Source organism: Marinitoga sp. 1137 (genome assembly GCF_001941525.1).
GTDB classification, from domain to species: Bacteria; Thermotogota; Thermotogae; order Petrotogales; family Petrotogaceae; genus Marinitoga; species Marinitoga piezophila.
Map to the genome: position 1 here is coordinate 872752 of NZ_CP009471.1, position 25561 is coordinate 898312.

Here is a 25561-nt window from a genome sequence, read left to right on the forward strand (position 1 = left end):
ATACTCCTCCTATTTTAAAATACGCAGCATTCATAGCTCCACGTAATTTCAAAGTTCTCTTCCTGGGCAATCTTTATGGTATTTTGAACAGGTTGCACTATTTTGTCTGCAATATATAGCAATTTTTCCTGTAATTCCCTCCTGTACCTTCCTTTTGGATGCATACACCCTAAGGTTAATTTAATTCCTGAAATTTTTTCTTTAGCATACTCAAAAATTTTAATTACTTCTTCTATTTCTGGCGGTTCTCTATCTTCAAAATATGATCCCGGAGTTGGTATAAAAACAAGGAATACTATATCTGAAACATTATACTTTGATAATCTGTCTATAGCTTCAATCTCATGGGTTGTTTTTCCACCGTTAAGACCTATTGTTATATGTGGTTTTACGTTAAATTTCATATTTATAAGGTTATCAAATGTATCCCACATATCTTCAAATTTATCAACGCCATATACTTCCAACATTGTTTCAGCATTTCCAACAAGATCAAAGGATATTGCATCGCTAATTTCTTTTATTTTTTTCAATTCTTTTTTATCCATAAATCCTGTATGTAAATTGTATTTAAATCCATACTTTTCTTTGTATTCTTTTAAACGTTCCACAAAATTATATACAGGCACCTTTATCTCTGAATTCATCCCTCCACTTAATAATAAAGATGTCATATTTGAAAAATTATCTATTTCGTTAATTGTTGCCATATGTTCTAAATAATGCTTATTACAATGTTTGCAATTGAGATAACAATAATTTCCAGTTAGAGATATGGATTTTGTATTCTGCATTTTTACAAAATGTATCTTTTTCATTCCTGATCTCCTTTAAATCTTTCACATGCTTCTTTTGCCGCAAGTTGTTCTGCAACTTTTTTAGATTTTCCAATCCCCTTGCCATATACTTTGCCGTTTATCTTAACCTCAACAACAAATGTTCTATTGTGGGGTGGGCCATCCTGTCTAACTAGATTATATTCTGGCCTTATTTTTAAATCTTTCTGGGTTAATTCCTGCAATCTTGTTTTATAATCAAGAAAGAGTTTCCCCTCAATTGACTGTTGAATATATTCGTTTAGGTTCTTTAATGCAAATTCCTTTGCTTTTTCAAAACCCAATGAAAGATATATCGCAGCAATTATAGCCTCAAATAGGTCTGAAACAATGGAATGTTTTTCTCTTCCACCAAACTTTGCCTCATTTTTGCTGAGTAATATATAATCGCCAAGATTGAGTTTCTTAGCTGCTTCAAAAAGTATTAATTCACTCCCTACTGTGGCTCTAACTCTTGCCATATCTCCTTCATTGAGATTGTAATTTTTGAATAAATGCTCTGCTATTATAAGATTTAATACAGAATCCCCAAGAAATTCCATTCTTTCATTTGAATTGATATCTCTCCCTCTTGATTTATAATCATTAGCATAAGAAGAATGACAAAGAGCCTCAAATAGAAGCTCTTCGTCTATATTTTCAATACCAATTATCTTTTTTACTGCTTTTACTATCTTTTTCTCATGATCATTAATTATCATTTACTTATTTTCTCCTTTACTATTTCATAAAGGGATTCTTCATCTAATTTAAAGATCTTGAATAATAATGCATTGCTTCCTGATGGTGAATAATCATCTACACCTAATACCTCTATACCAGCTGGTTTTATTCCATTTTCCACTACAGATTTTGAAAATTCTACAAATAATCCGTTGTATTTATTATGGTCTTCGTAGATTATTACTTCTGTATTTTCAATATATTCTTTTATTTTTGCTGCATCAAATTCAAGTGGTGCTGACACGTTTATTACTGTAATCTTTATTCCTTCTTCTTTTAATTTATCTGCTACATTAACAGCCTTATGTGCAACACTTCCATGAGTTAATATTGTTACTTTTTCACCTTTTCTTAAGATATCCATTTTACCATATTCAAATGTATAACCTTCACCAAAGAATGGTTCTCCAGCTTCATTTAAGATTACAGGAATCTTTGATCTACCCATTGCAATTACTACATTACCAGGTGTTGAAGCTGCGTATCTTACAGCTTTATCTGTCTGGTTAGGATCAGCTGGAACAATTAATTTTGTATCAAAGAAACTTCTTACTATACCTACATAATTAATTTCATGATGTGTTTTTCCATCTTCACCTATATCAATACCACAGTGAGTTACTGCTGTTTTTAAGTTTGTATGGTTTATATCGTTTAATCTTTGTTGGTTAAATGTTTCATCAAGACCAAATACACCGAAGTCTACAAAGAATGGAACTACTCCACAAACTGACATTGCACCTGCAATTGTTGCTGCGTTATGTTCCTGAATACCTATTTGAACATAGTTTTCTGGTGCAACCTTTTCAAACTTTTCAAGTTTTACTGATGGTTTTAAATCACAATCTACTGCAACAACAGGTACTTTACCTTTATTTGCTTTTGCAAGATCTGCTATTGCATTACCAAAGGCTCCTCTGTTATCAATCTTATCTTCTTTTGTATAAACAATAGGTGTTCCAGGTTCTGCTACTACTGTATTATCTTCAAATTCTAATTTTTCTCTAATTAATGGTAATTTGCTTCTCATTTCTTTATATTTTTCTATATCATTTTCAACACCAAGTTCTTTTAATGCTTTTTCGAGAGCATCTTCTTTTAATGGTGCTCCATGATATTCATGTCTGTTTTCCATAAAGGAAACGCCTTTACCAATTATTGTTTTGGCAATAATTACTGTTGGACCGAGTTTATAATTTTTTGCTTCTTCAATAGCATTTAATATCTGCTCAAAATCATGCCCATCAACTTCCAATACTTTCCAACCGTCAGCTTCATATTCCTTTGCAATATCAACAAATAATACGTCTCTTGCTCTTCCAGAGATCTGTATATCGTTATAATCAACCAATACTGTAAGATTGCTTAATTTTTCCTTTACAGCCGTTCTTCTTGCTTCTGCTATCTGCCCCTTTGGTGATTCACCATCACTGTGTAATACAAATACTCTATAATCTGCACCTGTTATCTTTGATGCTAAAGCCATACCTACTCCTGCAGATAATCCCTGTCCAAGGTTTCCTGTTGTCCATTCTACTCCAGGGATACCTCTTGTTATATGGCCTTCAAATATTGAACCTGGATGTCTGAACCCTGCTAATACATCATCTGGATTAAAGAATCCAAGTCTTGCAAGTGCTGAATATACACCTGGTGATGTATGACCGTGACTGATTACAACTCTATCTCTTTTTGGATCATATGGATTTTCTGGATCTATATTTGCAACGTTAAATACGCTTAAATATAGATCTATAGAGGACATTGAACCTCCTGGATGTCCTGATTTTGCAACTGTTGTCATTTTCAAAATATCTGCTCTACATATTTTTGCAAGTTCTTTTAATTCTTTCAATGATTTTTTCATCTTATCTTCCTCCTTAACTTATTTTAATCTCCTTATCAGGATAAATATTATATTTAATACTGCACTTATAACCAACATTGTAGTTATGGGAAAATAAAATACAAAATTTTCTTTTTTTATGATAATATCCCCGGGCAAATGCCCTAATTTTATACCAGATTTTCCAATAACAATAATTATAATACCTATAACTATAAGCAATATACCCATTTCAATAAATATATTGCCAATTATTTTCATTTTATTCCTCCGTATTGCAGTTTTTCTTAAAATAATCAAATGGAAGTTTTACCATTACCGGCTGATTATTTTCAATAATCTGGAGGGTTACCTGTTTCAAGAATATATTTACTGTAATTACCCTTGCAGGAACATTGTCATATTCAATTGTTGTTCCTTCATTAGGAATACATTTTAATGATTCTTCATAAAAATCATTTTCATATGCAAGACAGCACATTAATCTTCCGCATCGTCCGGAAATTTTTGCTGTGTTTATTAACATCTGCTGGGTCTTTGCCATTTCCATTTTTATTGAATCGAATTTCCTTAAAAACCTCGAACAACATGTCATTTGACCACATAAACCCATTGATCCAACCATTTTTACTTCATCTCTTATACCTATCTGCCTTAACTCTATCCTTGCCCTAAATTCCTTTGCAAGTTCTTTTACCAATTCTCTAAAATCCACTCTCGTATCTGAACCAAAATATACAATTACTTTTGAACGGTCAAATATATATCTCGCAGATAATACCCTCATTGGGAGCTGCAATTCTTTTACCTTTATTTCAGTAACCTCTTTTACCTTTCTTGCAAGTTTTTTATTTTCTTCATATATTTCCATATCTTCATCATTTAATTTTCTTAAAATAGTGGTAACTTCATATCCAATTTCTTCAAAGGTTAATTCTTTAGGACCTAAAATTACCTTTCCAACATCAAGCCCCATTGAAGTATTTACCAATACTAAATCACCTATTTTTATATCTTCTCCGTTACTTGCATAATATAAAATAGGTGATAATTTTGTTATTTCAACCCCATATACTAAAGCCTTTAAATTTATCATTATCTATTCCTCCTTATCTGAAAAGAAAGCATGCAAAAACCTGAAAAACATCGTTGTTATAACTAAATCAAAGTTTAAATTTGATATATTTAAACGAGTAAGGTTATCACACCATTTAATGTTTTCATATATGTTTTCAAAGTTTAGTTTGAAATTTGAAAATCCAAAAAACTCATACATTTTTAACGAAGAAAATTCTTTCCAATAGCTGGAAAGTCTATATACATATGCATCATGATATAGTGAAAGAAATAATCTGGCAAATAGTTTTATTGTATCTAATTTATTTGCTATAGAATTCTTTTTTGATATTATTTTATCAATTACACTTTGAATTTCTATTAAGTCCAGATTTTCAAATCTTTTTATCAATTCAAAAAAAGCTTCGTATTTTAATAATTCCTTTTCTGTATCTTCATCTTCACTAAGAATTATTTCAACAAGTTCAAGATTTTTTAATCCCTTCAAAGAGTTTATCATTTCAATTAATTTACTTTCATTATCTATATTATCAAAAATATATTTCGCCAATTTATAATTACTATTTATAGAATAAGAAAATTCTATATATATTTTTTCATTTTTTTCTTTTATTTTTTTTCCTATATCTGAATTTGGAATGAGTATTTTATATAATCTACTTCTAATTGTTGGTAATAAATTATACCATTTTGTTGTTGTTGAAAGCATCACTGCAAATGTTGGCGGTTCTTCGAGAATTTTTAATATCGCATTTGCTGCCTGTTGATTCATTTTGTCAATTTCATGTATAACAACTAATTTATATGAAGAAAAATTTGGTTTATATTCAAGAAATTCCTGCATTTTCCTTATATCATCAATCTTTATATTTCCTTTTTCAGGAAATATTTCATATACATCGTTTATGTTAATCTCTTTTTTTACTTCATTTACTATTTCATATAAGTAATTAATATCACCATTGACAAAACACAAAGAACTTCCTGAAAATGTATTAAGTGACTTTATTTTAATGTGTATCACCTCATTTATATAAATCAAGTAATAATCCATTAATGGCATCTATTTTTTTAGCATATACAAAAGCTCCACTCTCATTTTTTAAAATTTTATCTGTTAATTCCTTTAATTCCTTATTTACCTGATCCGCAACAACATAAAAATTTTTCTCTCTAAAATTCAACTTCGATTCTAATTTATATAAATTTTTTTCTATCTTTTTCAAAAAGTCTTTGACGCTTTTTTTATATTTTTCAAGATTCCTTTCAACTGGAGACCTTTTAAACTCTGCACCATATTCTTCTATTTTTTCAAGCAATTTTTCAAGATCCTTTTTTATTATATCCGCTTCATTTAAATCAAGAATTTCAGAAAAAGTTGTCTTTCTTTTTCGAGACGCTTTACTTTTTTTAGATGATTTTTTATTTTTTACCTTGCTATTTTCGGATTTTTGAGCAGAACTTCCTGACATGGGGTTTATAAACATAACAGCCACCTCCCCCTTTACACATTATTATACCATATTAAGTTGTCTAATAAGTAAAAAGATTAATTTAAAAACTAATAATAATTCAATAAAGGGGGACAACGCCCCCTTTATTGAATTTCATAACTTTATTATGCTTTTATTTTTGACTTAACGCTTTTTATTATTACTTTTCTATATGGCTCCAATCCAATAGATTCTGTTTCTAAATGAGGATATTTACTTCTTACATATTCATGAACAATTCTTCTTTCATATGAAAACATCGGAGCTAATTCTATTTTGTCATTTGTTTCATTTAATCTTTTTACTGCATTATCAACTATTTCATATATTTTCTCTTTCTTTTTTCTCCTATATTCACCAACATCAAGATTTACATCTATCTTGGTTGAGGATAATCTATTCACAAAAATAGATAATATATGTTGCATAGCTCCTATAGTTCTTCCATACTTTCCAATTAATTTACCGAGTCCATCTCCTTCAAGCCTTACAAGAATGTTTTTTCCCTGAAAGTTAATTGAATAATCAAAATCGCCGTCAAAGTTTTCGAGAATATCACCCAAAAACTCGTTTAACCTATTAATCATATACTTTTCATTCAAAAAAGCGTTAATAATAGCTGGTTTGTTTCCTATCCCAAGAAAACCTTTTTTTGGTTGTTGAATCACTTCAAAGTTAATTTCTTCAGGTGTAACACCAAAAAATTTTACCGCTTCTTCAAATGCTGCATCGATACTTTTCCCCTCAAAGTCCTTTTCTCGAATCTTAATATTCATTTTTAAAGAGCACCTCCTAATGCTAAAACTATTTTGCTTTATATGGCTTTGGCCCAAGCCCAAAAAATTCCCTTACGGTTAAGCCTTTTATATTGTTCTTTTTATTTACGTAATATGTAATGAATACCTGTAATATAGCATTTGTTACCCAGTAAATGAATATTCCTGTTGGCAATCCTATAAATAAGAATGGGAATATTATCATCATAAATGCTGTGTTCCAGGCTGTTTTTCTATCTGTAGCTGATTGCAATGCATTAAAGAAGTATGCTGCAACACTAATTAAAACAAGCAAAATATTTTGTTTAAATCCACCCTGAGAAAGATCTGACCATATTAAGAACTGTGGATTATATGCAAATGTCCCCTGATAATAATTAATAGCACCGTATAATATCCAGAATATTGGTAATTGTATAAACGCTGTTAAACAACCATCTGCTGGATTAATTTTGTGCTCTTTATACAATTCCATCAAAGCCTGTTGCTGTCTTTGAGGATCTTTATATTTTTTCTTTATCTTTTCAACTTCTGGTTGTAATCTTCTCATTTCTATCATAGATTTTGTCTGTCTATGATAAAGCGGGTATAACAATAATCTTATAACAAATGTAAAGATCATTATAGCCCAACCAAAGTTTCCTGTAAATTTGTATAGCCACCATAAGAATGTAACAAAACCATAATTTATATACCATAACCAGTTAATTGCTCCAACCTGTTTTGATAATTCCTTTATTCTATCGTATTTTTCAGGAAATACCTGTTTTATAAATACATATTTCCTTGGTCCCATATATGCTTTAAATGTTTTGGAACCAGAAATCATTATGGAATTATTTTCTATTGGTATATCCTTTGAATCAAAAATGAAAATGGATTTTATTGGTTTCGCAAGATATGAAATTAATAATTCATTATCTACAGCCACTGTATTTGGATAAGAGATAGTAGGAATTATAACCTTTCCATTTATATTTTTAAACGATACATCAAAATCATAATATGGTGAATTATAGAACTTATAACTTTTTTCTCCACCATTTTTAAATAAAAATGTAATTTCAACATATTCTTTGTCTTTTCCTTCTGTAATTTTATATGACTCCGGTAATATTTCATTACCATTTTCATCTAAAATATCAAAACTGTCATTATAATATTTATAGATATTTAAAAAAATTGTATTGCTTCTATTCTGTAAAATACTAAAATCCTTCATATGTCCGTTTAAATCAAAATTTACTTCATATAATCTCATTTGCAGTGAAATCTCTGTAGCTTTTGTTGTTATTGTATATTCTGGCATTTGTGTAAATGCAAAAATACTTAGGACCAAGAGTCCTATAATTAATAATGCTTTTTTCAATTTTTTGCACCCCTTTGTTTATTTTTATTATGTGGTATAAATACAAATTTTTCAGGAACTGGATCTATCCCGCCCTGGTGAAAAGGATTACACCTCAATATTCTCAATATTCCAAGATATAATCCTTTTAATACTCCAAACCTCTCAATTGCTTCATATGTATATGTTGAACATGTTGGGTAATATATACATTTTGCCGGTTTATAAGGCGAGATATATTTTTTATATATTTTAATCAGCCCTAAAAATATTCTTTTCATTTTAAATTCTCCGCTATATCTAATAAAATATTTTTTATCTCCTCAAATGTTAAATTATCAAATTCTTTTGAAAGTGTCTTTCGTGGAAGGAATATAATATCAAATTCTTGTGGAAAGAGACTTTTATTTCTGCGATATATCTCTCTGATATATCTTTTTAATTTATTTCTTTTATGTGCTTTTCCAAATTTCCTTTTTATCGTTATTCCAATTCTGGAATAACCCAATTCATTTTTTAAATAAACAACCACAAAATATTTGTTTACATGTCTCTTTCCACAAGAAAAAAGTTTGTCAAAGTCTCTTCTGAGATAGATTCTTTCAAATTTCTTAAATGTCTCTCCCATATTAAACAGCTAATCTTTTTCTTCCTTTAGCTCTTCTTCTTCTTAATACAGCTCTTCCACCTGGAGTTCTTGATCTTACGAGAAATCCATGTGTGTTCTTTCTTTTTCTTCTGGAAGGTTGATATGTTCTTTTCATCTTCATGCCTCCTTATATATTTTTTTGATATTATACCTTCAATTATTATACCTTTTAAATGCTTTTTATGTCAATAAACAAAGTTACAATTCCTTTTTTTTTAAGAAAAAATTCTAAATCATATAATAATTTTGTGTTTTATTTAATACTTTTTATCTGTTGCATCCTTAATTCAATTACCTGAAGTAATTTATAATATTCTTCATCGGTGATTTCTCCAACTCTAAAATCACAATGATAATATCCTGTAAAAATTTCCTGTTTATTTATAATTTCTCCTATTAAATTTACTTTTACGCTAAAAGCCTCAAAATTAATTACCATTTTTGTTTCAGCCATTGAGTCTATCTTTTCTTTTAATGCATAAAAAACTATATTTTTATTTGAAATTGTCTCTATATGGGCTTTAAAAGCTTTTTCATTATCAAGTCTCCAGACATATTTATTTACAAATATTACTTTCTTTAAAGGTATTCCAATACCTGTTAAATTCCATTTTATAGAAACATTTTCATCATCTTTAACACTTCTATCTATTTTAGCTACATACCCCAATTTATTTCTTCCAACAACCTTACACTTTGTATTTATAGGCATATTATTTACATAATACTCAAGATCAAAGTATTTGTCTATTGTTAAATATTCATTGGAGATATTTATTATATTACCGTTAACTTCTACTTCTTCTGTTGCAACATATAAAGTAATATAATCTTTTTTTGCATCTATTACCTTTGCTTCTACAAGAGTTTTTTGATTATTTACATCAAGACTTAAATAAATATCTTTATATTTTAATGTATGTGTTTGATATAATCCTCCATAAAACTCCGGTATTATTTTTATAACTATATCAACAACGTCTTTATCAAGTTTTCCTATTTTCGCCATATTACTTAATACCTTTATTGCTTCTTCCATACTTAGCGCTTTACGCCACGGCCTATTTGATAACAAAGCATCTGTAACCTCTGCCACAGCAAGAATTCTTGACAAAAATGGAATTTCATTATTCATTCTTTTATTATAACCACTTCCATCAAGAAATTCGTGGTGAAATTTGGCTATCTCAACATATTCAGAAAAATAGTCATTACCAGCAAAAAGAAAATCAAGTTTATATGTATGTTTTTTTACCTCTTCAATTTCAGATGGAGTTAATTTCCCGGATTTTTGTAATATGCTTTTAGGTATCCAGATTTCACCAAAATCATGTATTAAAGATGCATAAAATAATTTTTCAACATCTTTTTGATCAAGCTTTAAATTTTCAGCTATTAACAGGGATAATTCAGAAATCCTCAAAGAATGATAATATGTATATGCATCATGCGCTTTTAAAATATACAATAAAGAATTTATATTTTGTTCAACAGCATATTCTTTTAAATAATCATCTTTAATATCCAATAATATAGATAAAATCTGTTTTGCATTTTCATTTATTATTTTTTTTACATTCATAATGGCATTTTTGCCTTCTGCCTGATCAACTATAAAATAAATAAAGCCCAGATCTTTATTTCTAAACTTTATTAATTCTCCAATAGCAAAATAATTTTCAATTCCTTCAAAAAAGTGTTTATTAATACTCTCCTCATACTTTACTATATTAAAATGCGATTCTTTAAATTTATCCTCAACCGAAAAATACATATTTTCCATTGCAATATCATAATTCTTTAATTTAGAATCATAATATGAGATAATTTTAAATAAATTATCAGATAATTTGATTCCGAGAATAAATCTAAAATCTTTTAAGGTTATTTTGGCAATAATCTGATTTAACTCTTTTAATACATTCTCAATCATAACTATTCCCCTTTTAATTTTATATTATTGGCATTCCCCACAATTATATACATATCCTTTTTAATAAGTTCTGGTTTTTTTAGATTATTTACTTTCAACAAATAATCTACAGAAACTCCAAAAATTCTTGAAATTTTATATAACGTATCTCCTTCTTTAATTTTATAGTATATATAATCATCTTTTAAAATTGGTTTTTGATAGTATTTTTCAAAAACATTTTCATCTATAGCATAAAAATCCCTTGGATTTGTGTCTCTTATTATAAATGAAAAATCATTAAATCCTGACATATCTGTACTTTCTGAAGAAATTATTTCTCCATGTACAGAAATATTTTCATATAAAATCAATATGGAAATATTGGAATTTCTTATTTCTTTCGAATATTTTTTCAAAACGTCATCTGTTTTCTGTATTACAAAACCATCCTTTTGTATTTCACGTTCTGTATTTATTATCCCCATAACAAATACCTCATTATTATTATAGAGATATTTAGTGTATGGCATATAATATTCTTTATCTTTATATATCAAATTAGCCACTAACAATGGCATATTATAATCAAAAAGGTTTTCATTAAAGGTTATATTATAAAAATTTTTATACGACGGAAGTTCATAATACCCTTCATTACTTTTCATAAAGGTAATCGAAAAAGAGAGTATAGAAAAAATTATCATTATTATTAAAATAACATACCTTCTCATTTAATTGCCTCCCATAAACATACTATTTCGAATTATATTATATCATAATAAAATTAAATTTCATTATATACATCAATAAAAATTGTTTCTAATCCGAATTTTTTTTCTAAAATTTCTCCAATTGCTTTTACACCAAATGTTTCTGTTGTATAATGACCGGCATTTATATAGTTTATCCCTATTTCTTTTGCTATATCTCTGATATGTTCTTTTACCTCTCCTGTAATAAATGTATCAACCTCTGTGTTTTCAAGTGCATCTATAATATATGATGCTCCACCGGAAATAATAGCTATTTTTCTTACATATTCCTTATTTTTATAAATAAATAAATCTTTTCTTTGAAATACTTCCTCCATTTTTTCTTTGAATTCTGAAAATGGTATTTCTTTTTCATACTCGCCTATAACTCCATAATCAAATGGAATTATATTTTTCAAATTCAATCTTTTAGCAATTTGTCCATTATTTCCATATTCAATATGCGAATCAAGAGGTAAATGATATCCCATTAAAGTCATATCGTTTTTTATAACCAATTCAACACGTTTTTTCAAATATCCTCTTAACTTAAAAAAGTTTTTTCCAAATATACCATGATGTACAAACATCATATCCGCATTTTCTTCAATAGCTTTTTCTATAAATTCAAGATTAAACGAAACACCTATTGCAACCTTTTTTACTTCACTTTTTCCTTCAATTTGAATTCCATTAAAACAAAAATCATTAAATTTTTCAACTTCTAATAATTCATTTAAATATTTTTCTATCTCAAAAACATTTGCCATTTCTATCCCTCCATCTTTTTATTTTATCATTTTATTTTTCCATATATGTTGAAAAATCCCCCGAAAACGGGGGATTAATTTATATTATTTTTTTAAAATTGCTTTTTCTGTTTCCTTATCAAATGCGTGCATAGTATGCATTTCAAGAAGCAATTCTATTTCCTGTCCTTCTTTTGCTTTTGTTATTGGATCAACTTTTGCAACAAGTGATTGTCCTCCAACATTTACATGTAATAATGTTTCACTACCAAGAGGTTCTACAACATCAACAATACCTTTAATTATTGCATCACCTTCAATTTCACCTTTAAATAATTCTTTATCGTGAATATTTTCTGGTCTAATACCAAATACAACATCCTTATCAATATAATCAGCGAGCATATCTTCATAATCTTTTGGAACCTTAACCTTAAATCCTTCTGCAGTTACCCATAATCCTCCATCGCCTCTTATAATCTTTGATTCAATAAAGTTCATAGGTGGTGTTCCAATAAATCCTGCAACAAATTTATTTGCTGGTTTAAAGTATACTTCATGTGGTGAACCTATTTGCTGAATAACACCGTCTTTCATGATAACAATCTTATCAGCCATTGTCATAGCTTCAACCTGATCATGTGTAACATAAACTATAGTAGCATTTAATCTATGATGTAATTTTTTCAATTCACTTCTCATCTGTACCCTTAATTTAGCATCAAGGTTTGATAAAGGTTCGTCAAATAAGAATACCTTTGGATCTCTAACAATAGCTCTACCAACAGCAACCCTTTGTCTTTGACCACCTGATAATTGTTTTGGCTTTCTATCTAAAAGATGTGCAATATCCAAAATTTTTGCTGCATCTTTAACTCTTCTATCAATTTCATCTTTTGGAAATTTTCTTAATTTTAATCCAAATGCCATATTATCATATACTGTCATATGTGGATACAAAGCATAATTCTGGAAAACAAATGCAATATCTCTATCCTTAGGTTCAACATCATTAACAACCTTACCATCTATTAATAATCTTCCACCTGAAATTTCTTCAAGTCCTGCAATCATTCTCAATGTTGTTGTTTTACCACAACCTGATGGACCTAATAAAACGCAAAATTCCTTGTCTTCAATAGTAAAATTTGCCTGTTTAACAGCATGAAATCCATTAGGGTAAATCTTATCAATATTTTCCAATACAACCTGTGCCATTTAAAACACCTCCGATTTATTCAATATCTTCTATTTCTTTAAAAATATCCTTTATATCTTCATATTTCGAAGGATCTCCTATTTCAAGCAAATAAAGATCCCTTATTTCATCTATAAAATTCATAAGTTTTTTAAACTTATCAAAACCAATTACAACAAATTCAGGTTTTCCATTTTTTGTTATAACGATAAAGTTTTTTTTGGATTCTTCAGTAACTCGGGAAAATTTTGATTTTGCTTCAGCGACACTATAAAATTTTAAATTTTCTATATCCACAAAGATTCCTCCTTGACTATAATTATAGTCATTATTGTTTTAAAATAAAAACCTGTTGAAAGGTAATAAGAATTCAATATAACAAATTAAATGGAATAAAAGGTAAAATACGCCTTTTTTCATTAAATAATAAAAATTTTGTTTATCCTTTTGTTGTTGATTGAGAAAAATAAAAATTCCCTCAAAAGACTTGGTTGCTAATCCTCGAAATTTATCTTTGAAAGTAGAAAAATAATATTCACTCAAACATCGCCTCCTGCGCTGCTTCGCTAAAAATCACATCCGTGTGATTTTTACGGCTCACGCAATATCTCCGTTCGGGAAATTTCAAGCCTTCATTCACCTTTTTATTCGTGTTTTTTAATCCTTAAACGTAACTTTTATTTCTTAATCATTTGTAGTTTCAATTCAGGAACTCTTCGAGCCTTCACTCGCTTTTATTTTTTTCAACTATCTTTAATTCCCGCTGCGGAAAATTCTTAGTCTTTGTTCGTATTATTTTTTACAACTGTCCTATAATGCCTGTTGTAAAAAATCTTCGTTCTGGTTAGTTTTATTACTTCTATTATACAACAAAAAAGCGCAGGATTTTAATCCTGCGCTTTTTCTGGTGGCGGCGAAGAGACTCGAACTCTTGACACTGCGGGTATGAACCGCATGCTCTAGCCAACTGAGCTACGCCGCCATATAAAAAATGGTAGCGGGGGTAGGATTTGAACCTACGACCTTCGGGTTATGAGCCCGACGAGCTACCAGGCTGCTCCACCCCGCACCACGTAATTTCCTTCTCTATAAATAAAATGGTGCCGAGGGAGGGACTTGAACCCTCACGGGTGTCTCCACCCAACGGATTTTAAGTCCGCAGCGTCTGCCAATTCCGCCACCTCGGCAACCTTTCTGGTTGAAAAACCATGATTATTCTACCATCTTTTTCCTTTTTTGTCAATACTTTTTTCGTTACAGTATTCTTTCTGAATTTCTCTTTTTCATTAATAATAATTTATATTTATAAGTCCCAATCTACTTCTTCTTTTCCAAAATCAAATTCAACACCAAATGTTATAAATGATATAGTACCAAAATTTAAACTTATTGTATATGGTAATTTTACATCTTCAAAATCCATTTCATCTTTATATGCAAAAATGTTTAATGATAATCCATATTTTGCAAATAATGAAAGATTATTATCATACCTGTATTTTATTTTAAGTCCTGCATCTATTATATTTATATTTATCTTTTTCAATTGTTCATTTAAACTATCTATAAAATTTGTTTCATCAGCGGAAGAAGTATTATTATCTTCAGAAGTTGTATTTCCTTCACCAATACCTATATCTCCGCTTCCCTTAATATTAAACTTTTTATAAAAAACCATATTATATCCACCATAAAGAGCTAACTCGGTTTTTGGTTCTTTAATTAAATAAAATGCTCCTCCAATTCCACCATAACCTAAATTTACTCCAATTGAAAAATTAACATCTTTTTCTGCTCCAAGTTTAGTAGTTTCCATTTTAGCATTTAAACTTCCTGAAACTCCTGATAATGTTATATATGTTTCAAACATTCCCATATTATATCCAGCAACAAAATTATTATTTAAAACTGATATAGCATTATTTCCTGGATTATATAATCCAAATTCAAAGAAAAGATTTCCTGAAAACATCATTGTAGAAACCACTAAAATTGCAATAAATAAATAGACTTTTTTCATCAACCACAACCTCCTCATTTATTATAATAATTTTTTATTATGGATTTTTCAGGTGTGTTATGTCCTTCAATTTTTATAGCATATAAATTTCCATCCCTGCTTGTAATATATAAAATTCCATCTTTTATAATTGGACTTGAAACAATACCATATCCACTATTAAATATCCAATCGATGCTATAATCTTTATTTAATGCATAAACTTTAGAATCTAAACTTGCAAAGTATATATAACCTTTATCATCAAAGGTAGGTGTCGAATAAATTTCACCATCAGTTTTAAATTTATTTATTAATTCTCCTTTTGGATTTAAAACATAAAGATAATAATCGAGACTTCCAAAATATATATTTCCATTTTCATCTATGCTAACCTTTGTTTGTATAGAACTATTGGTTCTAAATTTAAATATTAACTTTCCAAATTTTGATATTTTATACAAATAATTATCATCGCTGCCTATATAAATATTTCCTTCTTTATCTATAGCTGGAGATGATTTTACAGATCCTCCAGTTTTAAATTTCCAGTTTAATTCACCTCTTTCATTAAGAGAATAAACATATGAATCTGAACCACCAAAAATTATATTTCCATTATAAAATGCAGGCATTGATAATATATAATCATTTGTTTTAAAGGTCCATAAAATATTTCCATTTAAATCTATTGAATATAATACACCTTTTGATGTGCCAACATAAATTCTGTTATTTGCTATTAATGGAGTTGAAAGTATTTTACCTCTCAAATTCAATTTCCAGTTTAAAGTACCATCATTTGTTATTGAATACAACCTTCCTGAGCTGTCTCCAAAATATATATTTCTTCCATCATCGGTATTTGGAGACGCAATAATTTCAGAATTTGTTAAAAATCTCCATTTTAAAACACCTTCAAAAGATACTGCATAGAAATATCTATCGTAGCTACCAAAATATATTCCACTATTTAATACTAAAGGTGTATTTTCTATCCATCCTTTAGTTTTATAATTCCATTTAATCTTACCATATGGATTTACAGTTTTAAAACTCCATATAGGCCCTTCTTTTACAGCGTTTCTGGAATCTTTAACTATAACCTTCCAATAATATGTAGTTTTTGGTTTTAATTTTTCAGGAGTATAGGTTAATGTGTCAACATTTCTCAATACTACTTTTAAATTATCTTTATCTTCTCCAAAAAAGACTGTATACTCCAGTTTATCTCCATCCATATCATAAGCCATCCAGCTTAAAGTTATATCCGTAGGAACATTTACCTCTCCATTGGATGGTTCAGGATTATCCGGACCAAGAGGCAACAAATTCTTAACTATTTTTATCTTTCCAACATTATAATTATTCTTTTTAAATGCTGGCCATTGAGCCTTTTCATTTAAACCCTTATCTTCTACGATAATAGAATATAAATTTCCACTAACATCGCTAAAAATCAAATTATTATTATCTAAAAGTAGATTAGAATCTATTATATCTTCTACTTTAAATTTCCAATTTAATCTTCCTCTTGTATCGAGACAATATATATTGTGGTCATAACTGGAAATATATATATTTCCTTTATCTCCCAATACAGCTGATCCAGTTATTATATATTGAGTTTTAAACTTCCACTTCAAGGTTCCATCAGAATTTATTGCGTATAAATAATTATCCCAACCACCTATATATATTGTGCCATTTTCATCAACTACTGGAGATGATTTAATATAACTTTCTGTTTTAAAACTCCATCTTAAATTGCCGTTATAATCAAGAGAATATACATATCCATCTTCACTGCCTATATATATATTTTCATTGTTATCCAAAGCTGGAGTTTGAGAAATTCTATTTTCAGTTTTATACTTCCATCTTAACGTTCCATCTCTATTAATTGCATATAAATAGCCATCCCAACTTCCTATATACAATGTTCCGCTTCTTCCGATAACTGGACTTCCGCTAATTGAATTATTAGTCTTAAACTTCCACTTTAATGTTCCATCTGGATTAACTGCATATAGATAACCATCCCAGCTTCCTATATATATTATTCCTTTATTATCAATTACAGGTGAAGCAGTTATAATATCTTCACTTTTAAATTTCCACTTTAAATCTCCATTTTTATTTAAAGCATATAAGTATCCTTCATTATTTCCGAAATAAATAAGATTATCAGCATATAATGGCGTTGACCATATTTTATTTTCTGTTTTAAACCTCCAGATTATAGATCCTTTTGAATCCAATTTATAAAAATATCCACTATCATTTCCAATGTAAATATTACCTTCATCATCCAGTACCCCATTACCTTTAATTCTATTTCTGGTATAATATTTCCAATTTAATTTTGGTTCATATTTAATCTTTATATCATATATCTTACTTTCGACATAATTTCCTTTTCCATCTTTTACTGCTATTTTTAATTTATATCTTTTACCAGGAGAAAATTCTGAAATTCTTATTTTATTTTCACTATAATTTTCTACTACTTTCTTTAAAGAATCTATATTATTTCCAAAATAAATATCATATAACAGAGGATCATTATCAATATCTTTTGAAGCAAAAACAATTGTTGAATCTTTTGAAATAGCCTCACTTATATCTGGAAAAATAATTTCAGGCTTCTCCGGAGCATGTGATGTAACAAAATCAAAAACATCGCTTTCATTTCTATTTCCAAGCTCATCAAAAACCTCAACTTTCCAGTAATATTGCTTTCCAGGTTCAAGTTTTTGATTTAAAGAAAATTCCGGTACATCTAATCCTTCAGCTATTTTTTCCAGACTATCAATAGATTGTCCAAAATAAAGATTAAATAATAGCTTTTTACTATCTTTATCTCTCGCAATCCATTTTAATACAGGAGATAATGAGACATTGGTATAATGATTAACCGGATTTTTTTCAACAGGTTTATCCGGTGCATAATTTACCTTAAATTGAATTGTATTACTAAAAATAGAAAAATTGCTATCTTTTGCTGCTAATTTTAGGAAATATGATACATTTCCGTCTAAATTTTCTAAATAATAGCTCTTTGCTGATAAATTCCCAGCAATTAATTTTAAATTATTCTTTGATGTTCCAAAATATAAATCATATTTTAAATTCTCTCCATTTAAATCTTTAGAATCCCAGACAACTTTGATTTTATCTTTAATTAAAGTATTTGAATTATTAGCTGGATAGATAATTCGAACATTTACAGGTGGCAAATTAACATATTGCCTATTTAATAAACCATATGAATATGTCCAATACAATTCTTCTTTTCTTAGATTCTCAATATCAATAGAAACAATACTATTTTCAGATACAAAATAAATTTTTCCATCATCTAAAAAGATATTGGTATTGGTAATTTTTTTCTTAATTTCATATCTTGATAAATTCTTTTTATTAAAATCAAAAATAAAAATAGTTCCATCAATTGCTCCGGTAACAATTCCTTTATTAGTAAGAATAGATTTAGCAATTAAATTGTTTACAGATACTTTTTTAACAAGTTTAAAATTAGAATTGTACATATAAATATTGCCTGTAGTGGTAAGATAAATATTTCTATTTTTATCGACTAATATATTTAATAATATTCTATCGTTATCAAAATGCTTTTTCCAAATAGTTTTTCCATTAGTAGAAATAACATATAGCCATTTTGTACTTGTAATAACATATATATTCCCCAAATTATCTGATGCAAAATTACCAATAACACTTCCATTAACCTTAGAAGTAGCAATTTTATCACCTAAAGAATTAAAAATATAAATATTCCCCTGAATATCTCCAAAAACAACATTATTATTATAGGTAACAAGCAATTTTGAAGTAACTGAAGTATTTAAACTATTTATCCAGACCTTTTTAAAATCAACAAATTTAATAATATTACCATTCACAGTTAAAATATAATATTCATCAAATGGAGTTAAAGCAATGGATTTAATATTATCCTCAAATTTAAAATTAAAGAGATTATTATTGGAAAAATTATAAAAATAAAGTGTATTGCCGTTAGAAAAAACAAGCTCAGATTTATTGGAAATGAGAAAGTTGCTAAACAAAGAAGATTCAAATTTTTTAGAAAAAATCATCTTAAAATCTTTAAAAACATATAAAGTATCAAGATCATGAAAAGCAATATAATCTTTATATGTAATGAAAGAACCTCTAATTTTGGTATTAATATCAATAGTCTTTATATTAAAAGTCTGACTACTTAATGCAGCGTTATTGGATTTTGAAGTAGTATTCGAAGAAGACGCAATAAAAGGATTTTTAAAGATACTGGAAATATCAAAATTAAATAATCCATTAAAATAATTAGAAGAGCATGAACTTAAAACAAAGATCAAAAAAATAAAAATAATATAATTAATTATAAATTTTTTCATTTTAATCCCTCCAAATTAAATATATCAAAAATAATTATATCAAAAAATATAAAAAAATATATTTAATTTTGTATAAACTATTTATTAATAATAAATTATTAATAACATAAACAAAAACCCCCAGTCTTTTGACTGGGGGAAAAATAAAAAGAGGGGCGCTACCTACTCTCGCATGGACAAGCCATACTACCATCGGCCCGGATATGCTTAACGGTCGGGTTCGGGATGGGTCCGCGTGTTCCCATATCCGGTATCTGCACCCCTCAATCTCTCATTCACATGTGCATAGTTACTCAATAAGGTCAAGGCCTCGGGCTATTAGTACCGGTCGGCTCAATACATCACTGTACTTACACCTCCGGCCTATCTACGTCCTAGTCTCGAACTGCCCTTACCTCCATATGGAGTGGGAAACCTCATCTCGGGGCCCGTTTCCCGCTTAGATGCTTTCAGCGGTTATCGGTCAGGTACGTGGCTACTCAGCTCCTGCTCCTGGCGGAACAGCTGATTTACCAGTGGTACCCTCACACCGGTCCTCTCGTACTAGGTGTGACCCCCCTCAAGTTTCCTACGCCCGCAGCAGATAGGGACCGAACTGTCTCACGACGTTCTGAACCCAACTCACGTACCGCTTTAATGGGCGAACAGCCCAACCCTTGGGACCTACTTCAGCCCCAGGATGCGATGAGTCGACATCGAGGTGCCAATCCGCGCCGTCGATATGAACTCTTGAGCGCGATAAGCCTGTTATCCCCGGGGTAACTTTTATCCGTTGATCGACGGCCCTTCCACTCGGATCCGCCGGGTCACTAAGACCGTGTTTCCACCCTGCTCGACCTGTCAGTCTCGCAGTCAGGCAGGCTTTTGCCTTTACACTCTCCTGTGGATTTCCAACCCACATGAGCCTACCTTCGCGCACCTCCGTTACTCTTTAGGAGGCGACCGCCCCAGTCAAACTGCCCACCTAACACTGTCCCATCAGTGCTCTTCACACTCAATGGTTAGTAACCCATCATGCTGAGGGTGGTATCCCACCGGCGGCTCCACCTACCCTGGCGAGCAGGTTTCTCTGCCTCCCACCTATCCTGTACACAACATGACAAGTTACAATGTCAGGCTACAGTAAAACTCCACGGGGTCTTTCCGTCTAACTGCGGGTACTGGGCATCTTCACCCAGTCTGTAATTTCACCAGGCCCTCCGCTGAGACAGTGCCCAAATCGTTACGCCATTCATGCAGGTCGGAACTTACCCGACAAGGAATTTCGCTACCTTAGGACCGTTATAGTTACGGCCGCCGTTTACCGGGGCTTCGGTTCGTTGCTCTCACAACTCCCCTTAACCTTCCGGCACTGGGCAGGCGTCAGACCCTATACTTCCTCTTTCCGAGTTCGCAGAGTCCTGTGTTTTTGGTAAACAGTCGCCTGGGCCTTGTCACTGCGACTCCCCGGTGCAGTTGCCCACACCAAGGAGCACCCCTTCTCCCGAAGTTACGGGGCTATTTTGCCGAGTTCCTTAGCGGAGGTTAGCCTGCTCCCCTTAGCCTTCTCAGCTCACCCACCTGTGTCGGTTTTCGGAACGGGCATGTATATACTCAACGATAAGCGAGGCTTTTCTTGGCAGCCGGGCTACCACCTCGTTGGACTTATGTCCTCCCCTTCACGCTTCAGACTCCAGTAGCGGATTTACCTACTACCTTCTCTGTCCTTTGCGCTTGGATGAGCGTGCCACTTGCTCACGAGGCTTCGCCTTCTGCGTCCCCCCTCTTATCTCGTATATACATGGCACTGGATTCTTTACCAGTTTCCCATCGGTTACTCCTTTCGGATTCACCTTAGGTCCCGGCTTACCCTGGGCGGACGACCCTTCCCCAGGTACCCTTGGGCTTTCGGGGGGAGGGATTCTCACCCTCCTCTCGTTACTCATGCCCACATCCGCTCTTGTGCTTCGTCCAGTAATCCTCACGAATTACCTTCTCCCTACTGCACAATGCTCCCCTACCAATCCGCAGATTCCGCAGCTTCGGCGTACGGCTTCAGCCTCCTTACATTTTCGGCGCAGTCCGCCTCAACCGGTGAGCTGTTACGCACTCTTTTAATGATGGCTGCTTCTAAGCCAACATCCCGGCTGTCTCTGGCAGTCCACTACCTTTCACACTTAGCCGTCTCTTCGAGACCTTAGCTGGCGGTCTGGGCTGTTTCCCTCTCGACCATGGAGCTTTTCCCCCACAGTCTGTCTCCCGTACATCAACTAACGGTATTCGGAGTTTGACAAGTTTCGGAGGTTACCCCCCTACGCCTATCAGTGCTCTACCCCCGTTAGTCTTGTACGAGGCCGTGCCTACACACGTTTCGGGGAGATCCAGCTATCACCAGGTTCGGTTGGCTTTTCACCCCTATCCACAGGTCATCCGAATGCGTTTCACTGCATACCGGTTCGGGCCTCCATTGCGTTTCACCGCAACTTCACCCTGCCCATGGATAGCTCACCTGGCTTCGGGTCTGCATATACTGACTATCCGCCCTCTTCAGGCTCGCTTTCACTTCGGCTTCGCCTCTCCCGGCTTAACCTCGCCAGTACATGCAATTCGTGGGCACATTAATCAAAAGGCACGCGGTCACTCTCTCGAGCTCCCACTTCTTGTAGGCTTACGGTTTCAGGTTCTCTTTCACTCCCCTCCCGGGGTCCTTTTCACCTTTCCCTCACGGTACTTCTACGCTATCGGTCGACGGGTAGTATTTAGCCTTGGATGGTGGTCCACCCTGATTCACGCAGGATTCCTCGTGTCCCACGCTACTTGGGATCATAATCCAGCCACTCACATGTATTTCGCCTACGGGGCTTTCACCCTCTCCGGCATACCTTCCCAGGTATTTCGGCTATACATGCTTCGTGACCGAGCCTCGTGCTGTCGGCTCCGATTATGTCCCGCTACCCCATACTGGCAACGGCAGCACCCTTTTACACCAGTATGGTTTGGGCTCCTCCCCTTTCGCTCGCCACTACTCAGGGAATCTCTCTTGATTTCTTTTCCTCCGGGTACTAAGATGTTTCCCTTCCCCGGGTTCGCCTCCCTTTCGGGATCTTTTGGGTTCCCCCATTCGGACATCCACGGATCTACGCTCGCTTGCAGCTCCCCGTGGCTTTTCGCAGCTTGCCACGTCCTTCTTCGCCTCCCGTCGCCTAGGCATCCGCCGTAAGCCCTTTTTACCTTGACCTTATCTTTCACTATGCACTTGTCAATGAGCTGGTGGAGTAGAGGGGACTTGAACCCCTAACCTTCTGCGTGCAAGGCAGACGCTCTCCCAGTTGAGCTACTACCCCTACTCCTTCACTACTGAACAGAGACACCCATTCCTTTTTTCTCCTTAGAAAGGAGGTGATCCAGGCGCACCTTCCGGTACACCTACCTTGTTACGACTTAGCCCCCCTCGCTGACTCCACCCTCGATAGCTGGCCTCCTTTCGGTTAGCCTCACCATCTTCGGGCGTTTCCAACTCGGGTGGCTTGACGGGCGGTGTGTACAAGACCCGGGAACGTATTCACCGCAGTGTGGCTGACCTGCGATTACTAGCGATTCCGGCTTCATGCAGTCGGGTTTCAGACTGCAATCTGAACTGGGGTAGGGTTTCTGGGATTCGCTCCACCTCTCGGCCTCGCTGCCCTCTGTCCCTACCATTGTAGCGCGTGTGTCGCCCAGGACATAAGGGGCACGATTACCTGACGTCATCCCCTCCTTCCTCCGCCTCGTCGGCGGCTGTCCCGTTAGCGTTCCCACCCTAAGTGCTGGCAACTAACGGCAAGGGTTGCGCTCGTTGCGGGACTTAACCCAACACCTCACGGCACGAGCTGACGACGGCCGTGCACCACCTGTATAGGCTCCCGGTACCGAAGTACCGGGTCCCCTGCATCTCTGCAGAGTACCACCTATATGTCAAGCCCTGGTAAGGTCCTTCGCTTAGCTTCGAATTAAACCACACGCTCCACCGCTTGTGCGGGTCCCCGTCAATTCCTTTGAGTTTCATCCTTGCGGACGTACTCCCCAGGCGGCCCACTTATCGCCTTAGCTTCAGCACGAACGGTACTACCGCTCACACCTAGTGGGCATCGTTTACGGCTAGGACTACCCGGGTATCTAATCCGGTTTGCTCCCCTAGCTTTCGGGCCTCAGCGTCAGGTTTGCCCCAGGAGACCGTCTTCACCACCGGCCTTCTTACCTGTATCTACGCATTTCACCGCTACACAGGTAATTCCGTCTCCCTCTAGCAACCTCAAGTCTAACAGTTTCAGACGCATTTCCCTGGTTGAGCCAGGGCCTTTTACATCTGACTTATTAGACCGCCTACACCCCTTTACGCCCAGTGATTCCGGGCAACGCTCGCCCCCTACGTATTACCGCGGCTGCTGGCACGTAGTTAGCCGGGGCTTTTCCTTACCTACCCTCATCAGATGGCCATTCCCTACCATCCTTATTGTTCGGTAAGTTCAGGAGTTTACGTCCCGAAGGACTTCTTCCTCCACGCGGCGTCGCTGGATCAGGGTTCCCCCCATTGTCCAATATTCCCCACTGCTGCCTCCCGTAGGAGTGGGACCCGTGTCTCAGTGCCCCTGTGGCCGGCCACGCTCTCACGCCGGCTACCCGTCGTCGGCTTGGTAGGCCTTTACCCTACCAACTACCTGATGGGTCGCAGGCAGCTCCTCCAGCCAAGCCTTAGCTCGCTTTCCCCTCTCGGGCTCATCCGGTATTAGCCACCGTTTCCAGTGGTTGTCCCGGTCTGGAGGACACCTTCCTACGCGTTACTCACCCGTTCGCCACTAGTACTACAGCCCGAAGGCTGCCTCCTCGTTCGACTTGCATGTGTTAAGCACGCCGCCAGCGTTCGCCCTGAGCCAGGATCAAACCCTCCATCCAAGATTTCGAGTTCGATCTTAACTCTTTGAATCTACTTCCGCTGGGTGTCTCTGTTCACTTGTCAAGGAGCTTCTCTTCCTTCTCTCTTTTTCTTCCAGACGCTCTCACCCGCGTCCGAGTATATATATTACCACCTTCTTCCTCTTTTGTCAACTTACAGTTTCGTTAATTTCGTTAAACGTACGTGAATTCATTCTTTTTATCTTCTATAAACCTTTATTTATAATGTTTTTAGATTTTTTATTTTTATTTATTTTTTCTGATTTTTTTGCTTGACATGGATACGATTTTTTATTTTTTAAAAAATATGTTATAATTAAGTTTAAAACTTTTTAATTCGGAGGTGTTTTTATGAAAAAAATAGGTTTTTTTAGTATTTTTATTTTATCTTTATTATTTATTTTTTCTTCCTGTCTCGATAGAACTCAAATCTTGAATAATGAAAATGACACTAATACTGATGATATCGTTTTATTGGATTGGAAGGATTGGTCTGTTGCAGAAGGACATTACTTATCTCCTTTAAAGGTTTTTACCTTTGATTCCACAGCTATTTTAAATTTCAATTTTGAACTTACTCATTGGGATGGCGATTATGGCCTTGAATTTTATGTTCTTACAGAAGATGATTTCGATAATTTATATTATGATAAAAGTTTTAACTATGTACTTCATAAGATTTTTTATACTGAAAATAATTATACATTCTCCGGAGAAATTCCAGAAGGAAGTTATGTTTTTGTTATTGATAATGCACGTGGCGGTGATGAACAACCAGATAATGATGATGAAAATGATTATGCTACCTTTAATTTATATGTGACTCAGAATAAATAAAAAACCCGCTCAAATCGAGCGGGTTTTATTA

The 25561-nt window shown here is 33.3% G+C and carries 20 protein-coding genes, 4 tRNA genes and 3 rRNA genes; 1 reads left to right on the forward strand and 26 read right to left on the reverse strand.

What is annotated here, in order from left to right:
- Positions 1-14 precede the first annotated feature (14 nt).
- From LN42_RS04345 to LN42_RS04475, 26 genes are all read right to left on the reverse strand, one after another.
- On the reverse strand, positions 15-818 hold the full coding sequence (locus LN42_RS04345; protein WP_014296298.1) for a radical SAM protein: 804 nt from the start codon (positions 816-818) through the stop codon (positions 15-17).
- A complete protein-coding gene (gene rnc, locus LN42_RS04350; protein WP_083635646.1) occupies positions 815-1537 on the reverse strand; it encodes a ribonuclease III in 723 nt (240 codons plus the stop codon). The genes LN42_RS04345 and rnc overlap by 4 nt, the downstream gene beginning before the upstream one ends.
- Complete coding sequence (locus tag LN42_RS04355) at positions 1534-3426, reverse strand: transketolase (protein WP_075780419.1); 1893 nt, start codon at positions 3424-3426, stop codon at positions 1534-1536. The genes rnc and LN42_RS04355 overlap by 4 nt, the downstream gene beginning before the upstream one ends.
- Before the next feature lie 18 nt (positions 3427-3444).
- On the reverse strand, positions 3445-3666 hold the full coding sequence (locus tag LN42_RS04360; RefSeq protein WP_014296301.1) for a DUF2905 domain-containing protein: 222 nt from the start codon (positions 3664-3666) through the stop codon (positions 3445-3447).
- Between the two features lies 1 nt (position 3667).
- Positions 3668-4501, reverse strand: coding sequence for a regulatory iron-sulfur-containing complex subunit RicT (locus tag LN42_RS04365; RefSeq protein WP_156865395.1), 834 nt, complete (start codon positions 4499-4501; stop codon positions 3668-3670).
- Between the two features lie 3 nt (positions 4502-4504).
- Complete coding sequence (locus tag LN42_RS04370) at positions 4505-5536, reverse strand: hypothetical protein (RefSeq protein ID WP_175418199.1); 1032 nt, start codon at positions 5534-5536, stop codon at positions 4505-4507.
- On the reverse strand, positions 5508-5969 hold the full coding sequence (locus LN42_RS04375) for a YaaR family protein (protein WP_014296304.1): 462 nt from the start codon (positions 5967-5969) through the stop codon (positions 5508-5510). The genes LN42_RS04370 and LN42_RS04375 overlap by 29 nt, the downstream gene beginning before the upstream one ends.
- A 131-nt stretch (positions 5970-6100) precedes the next feature.
- Positions 6101-6751 (reverse strand): RNA-binding cell elongation regulator Jag/EloR, encoded by a 651-nt coding sequence (jag, locus tag LN42_RS04380; protein WP_014296305.1) that lies wholly within the window; start codon positions 6749-6751, stop codon positions 6101-6103.
- Between the two features lie 28 nt (positions 6752-6779).
- Positions 6780-8120, reverse strand: coding sequence for a membrane protein insertase YidC (gene yidC, locus LN42_RS04385; protein WP_075780421.1), 1341 nt, complete (start codon positions 8118-8120; stop codon positions 6780-6782).
- Complete coding sequence (yidD, locus tag LN42_RS04390; protein WP_075780422.1) at positions 8117-8380, reverse strand: membrane protein insertion efficiency factor YidD; 264 nt, start codon at positions 8378-8380, stop codon at positions 8117-8119. The genes yidC and yidD overlap by 4 nt, the downstream gene beginning before the upstream one ends.
- Positions 8377-8727 (reverse strand): ribonuclease P protein component, encoded by a 351-nt coding sequence (gene rnpA, locus LN42_RS04395; RefSeq protein WP_014296308.1) that lies wholly within the window; start codon positions 8725-8727, stop codon positions 8377-8379. Before rnpA ends, yidD begins: the two co-directional genes overlap by 4 nt.
- A 1-nt stretch (position 8728) precedes the next feature.
- Positions 8729-8863: a 50S ribosomal protein L34 gene (gene rpmH / locus LN42_RS04400; protein WP_014296309.1), complete on the reverse strand. Its 135-nt coding sequence runs from the start codon at positions 8861-8863 to the stop codon at positions 8729-8731.
- Between the two features lie 138 nt (positions 8864-9001).
- Entirely contained in the window at positions 9002-10681 is a 1680-nt protein-coding gene (locus LN42_RS04405) for an HD-GYP domain-containing protein (RefSeq protein ID WP_075780423.1), read from the reverse strand.
- Positions 10682-10683: 2 nt separating this feature from the next.
- Complete coding sequence (locus tag LN42_RS11045; protein ID WP_014296311.1) at positions 10684-11394, reverse strand: LysM domain-containing protein; 711 nt, start codon at positions 11392-11394, stop codon at positions 10684-10686.
- A 53-nt stretch (positions 11395-11447) separates the two neighbouring features.
- Positions 11448-12185, reverse strand: coding sequence for a Nif3-like dinuclear metal center hexameric protein (locus LN42_RS04415; protein WP_075780424.1), 738 nt, complete (start codon positions 12183-12185; stop codon positions 11448-11450).
- Positions 12186-12269: 84 nt separating this feature from the next.
- The gene (locus LN42_RS04420) at positions 12270-13382 is read right to left on the reverse strand and encodes an ABC transporter ATP-binding protein (RefSeq protein ID WP_014296313.1); all 1113 of its coding nucleotides are present in this window, start codon (positions 13380-13382) and stop codon (positions 12270-12272) included.
- A 16-nt stretch (positions 13383-13398) separates the two neighbouring features.
- Positions 13399-13659, reverse strand: a complete 261-nt coding sequence (locus LN42_RS04425) for a type II toxin-antitoxin system Phd/YefM family antitoxin (protein ID WP_014296314.1) — start codon at positions 13657-13659, stop codon at positions 13399-13401.
- Between the two features lie 608 nt (positions 13660-14267).
- Positions 14268-14344, reverse strand: a tRNA-Met gene (locus tag LN42_RS04435).
- A gap of 10 nt (positions 14345-14354) precedes the next feature.
- Positions 14355-14431 (reverse strand) — tRNA-Met (locus LN42_RS04440).
- A 29-nt stretch (positions 14432-14460) separates the two neighbouring features.
- Positions 14461-14549: transfer RNA gene (locus LN42_RS04445), tRNA-Leu, on the reverse strand.
- Between the two features lie 116 nt (positions 14550-14665).
- Positions 14666-15382, reverse strand: coding sequence for a hypothetical protein (locus LN42_RS04450; RefSeq protein ID WP_014296315.1), 717 nt, complete (start codon positions 15380-15382; stop codon positions 14666-14668).
- Between the two features lie 14 nt (positions 15383-15396).
- Entirely contained in the window at positions 15397-19782 is a 4386-nt protein-coding gene (locus tag LN42_RS04455; protein ID WP_014296316.1) for a PQQ-binding-like beta-propeller repeat protein, read from the reverse strand.
- 150 nt (positions 19783-19932) lie between these two features.
- Positions 19933-20046, reverse strand: a 5S ribosomal RNA gene (gene rrf / locus LN42_RS04460).
- 34 nt (positions 20047-20080) lie between these two features.
- Positions 20081-22999 (reverse strand): 23S ribosomal RNA (locus LN42_RS04465).
- A 30-nt stretch (positions 23000-23029) separates the two neighbouring features.
- Positions 23030-23105 (reverse strand) — tRNA-Ala (locus LN42_RS04470).
- A gap of 48 nt (positions 23106-23153) precedes the next feature.
- Positions 23154-24693: ribosomal RNA gene (locus LN42_RS04475) — 16S ribosomal RNA — on the reverse strand.
- Together the 16S, 23S and 5S rRNA genes with 1 tRNA gene alongside form the textbook arrangement of a ribosomal RNA operon.
- A gap of 351 nt (positions 24694-25044) precedes the next feature.
- On the opposite strand from LN42_RS04475, the gene LN42_RS04480 reads away from it, so the two are divergent.
- Positions 25045-25530, forward strand: coding sequence for a hypothetical protein (locus LN42_RS04480; RefSeq protein WP_014296317.1), 486 nt, complete (start codon positions 25045-25047; stop codon positions 25528-25530).
- The last annotated feature ends 31 nt before the right edge of the window (positions 25531-25561 follow it).

Bases quoted from the DNA above. Each gene is read 5' to 3' on its own strand.
- LN42_RS04345 (WP_014296298.1), bottom strand. From the start codon at position 818: ATGAAAAAGATACATTTTGTAAAAATGCAGAATACAAAATCCATATCT.
- rnc (WP_083635646.1), bottom strand. From the start codon at position 1,537: ATGATAATTAATGATCATGAGAAAAAGATAGTAAAAGCAGTAAAAAAG.
- LN42_RS04355 (WP_075780419.1), bottom strand. From the start codon at position 3,426: ATGAAAAAATCATTGAAAGAATTAAAAGAACTTGCAAAAATATGTAGA.
- LN42_RS04360 (WP_014296301.1), bottom strand. From the start codon at position 3,666: ATGAAAATAATTGGCAATATATTTATTGAAATGGGTATATTGCTTATA.
- LN42_RS04365 (WP_156865395.1), bottom strand. From the start codon at position 4,501: ATGATAAATTTAAAGGCTTTAGTATATGGGGTTGAAATAACAAAATTA.
- LN42_RS04370 (WP_175418199.1), bottom strand. From the start codon at position 5,536: ATGGATTATTACTTGATTTATATAAATGAGGTGATACACATTAAAATA.
- LN42_RS04375 (WP_014296304.1), bottom strand. From the start codon at position 5,969: ATGTTTATAAACCCCATGTCAGGAAGTTCTGCTCAAAAATCCGAAAAT.
- jag (WP_014296305.1), bottom strand. From the start codon at position 6,751: ATGAATATTAAGATTCGAGAAAAGGACTTTGAGGGGAAAAGTATCGAT.
- yidD (WP_075780422.1), bottom strand. From the start codon at position 8,380: ATGAAAAGAATATTTTTAGGGCTGATTAAAATATATAAAAAATATATC.
- rnpA (WP_014296308.1), bottom strand. From the start codon at position 8,727: ATGGGAGAGACATTTAAGAAATTTGAAAGAATCTATCTCAGAAGAGAC.
- rpmH (WP_014296309.1), bottom strand. From the start codon at position 8,863: ATGAAAAGAACATATCAACCTTCCAGAAGAAAAAGAAAGAACACACAT.
- LN42_RS04405 (WP_075780423.1), bottom strand. From the start codon at position 10,681: ATGATTGAGAATGTATTAAAAGAGTTAAATCAGATTATTGCCAAAATA.
- LN42_RS11045 (WP_014296311.1), bottom strand. From the start codon at position 11,394: ATGAGAAGGTATGTTATTTTAATAATAATGATAATTTTTTCTATACTC.
- LN42_RS04415 (WP_075780424.1), bottom strand. From the start codon at position 12,185: ATGGCAAATGTTTTTGAGATAGAAAAATATTTAAATGAATTATTAGAA.
- LN42_RS04420 (WP_014296313.1), bottom strand. From the start codon at position 13,382: ATGGCACAGGTTGTATTGGAAAATATTGATAAGATTTACCCTAATGGA.
- LN42_RS04450 (WP_014296315.1), bottom strand. From the start codon at position 15,382: ATGAAAAAAGTCTATTTATTTATTGCAATTTTAGTGGTTTCTACAATG.
- LN42_RS04455 (WP_014296316.1), bottom strand. From the start codon at position 19,782: ATGAAAAAATTTATAATTAATTATATTATTTTTATTTTTTTGATCTTT.
- LN42_RS04480 (WP_014296317.1), top strand. From the start codon at position 25,045: ATGAAAAAAATAGGTTTTTTTAGTATTTTTATTTTATCTTTATTATTT.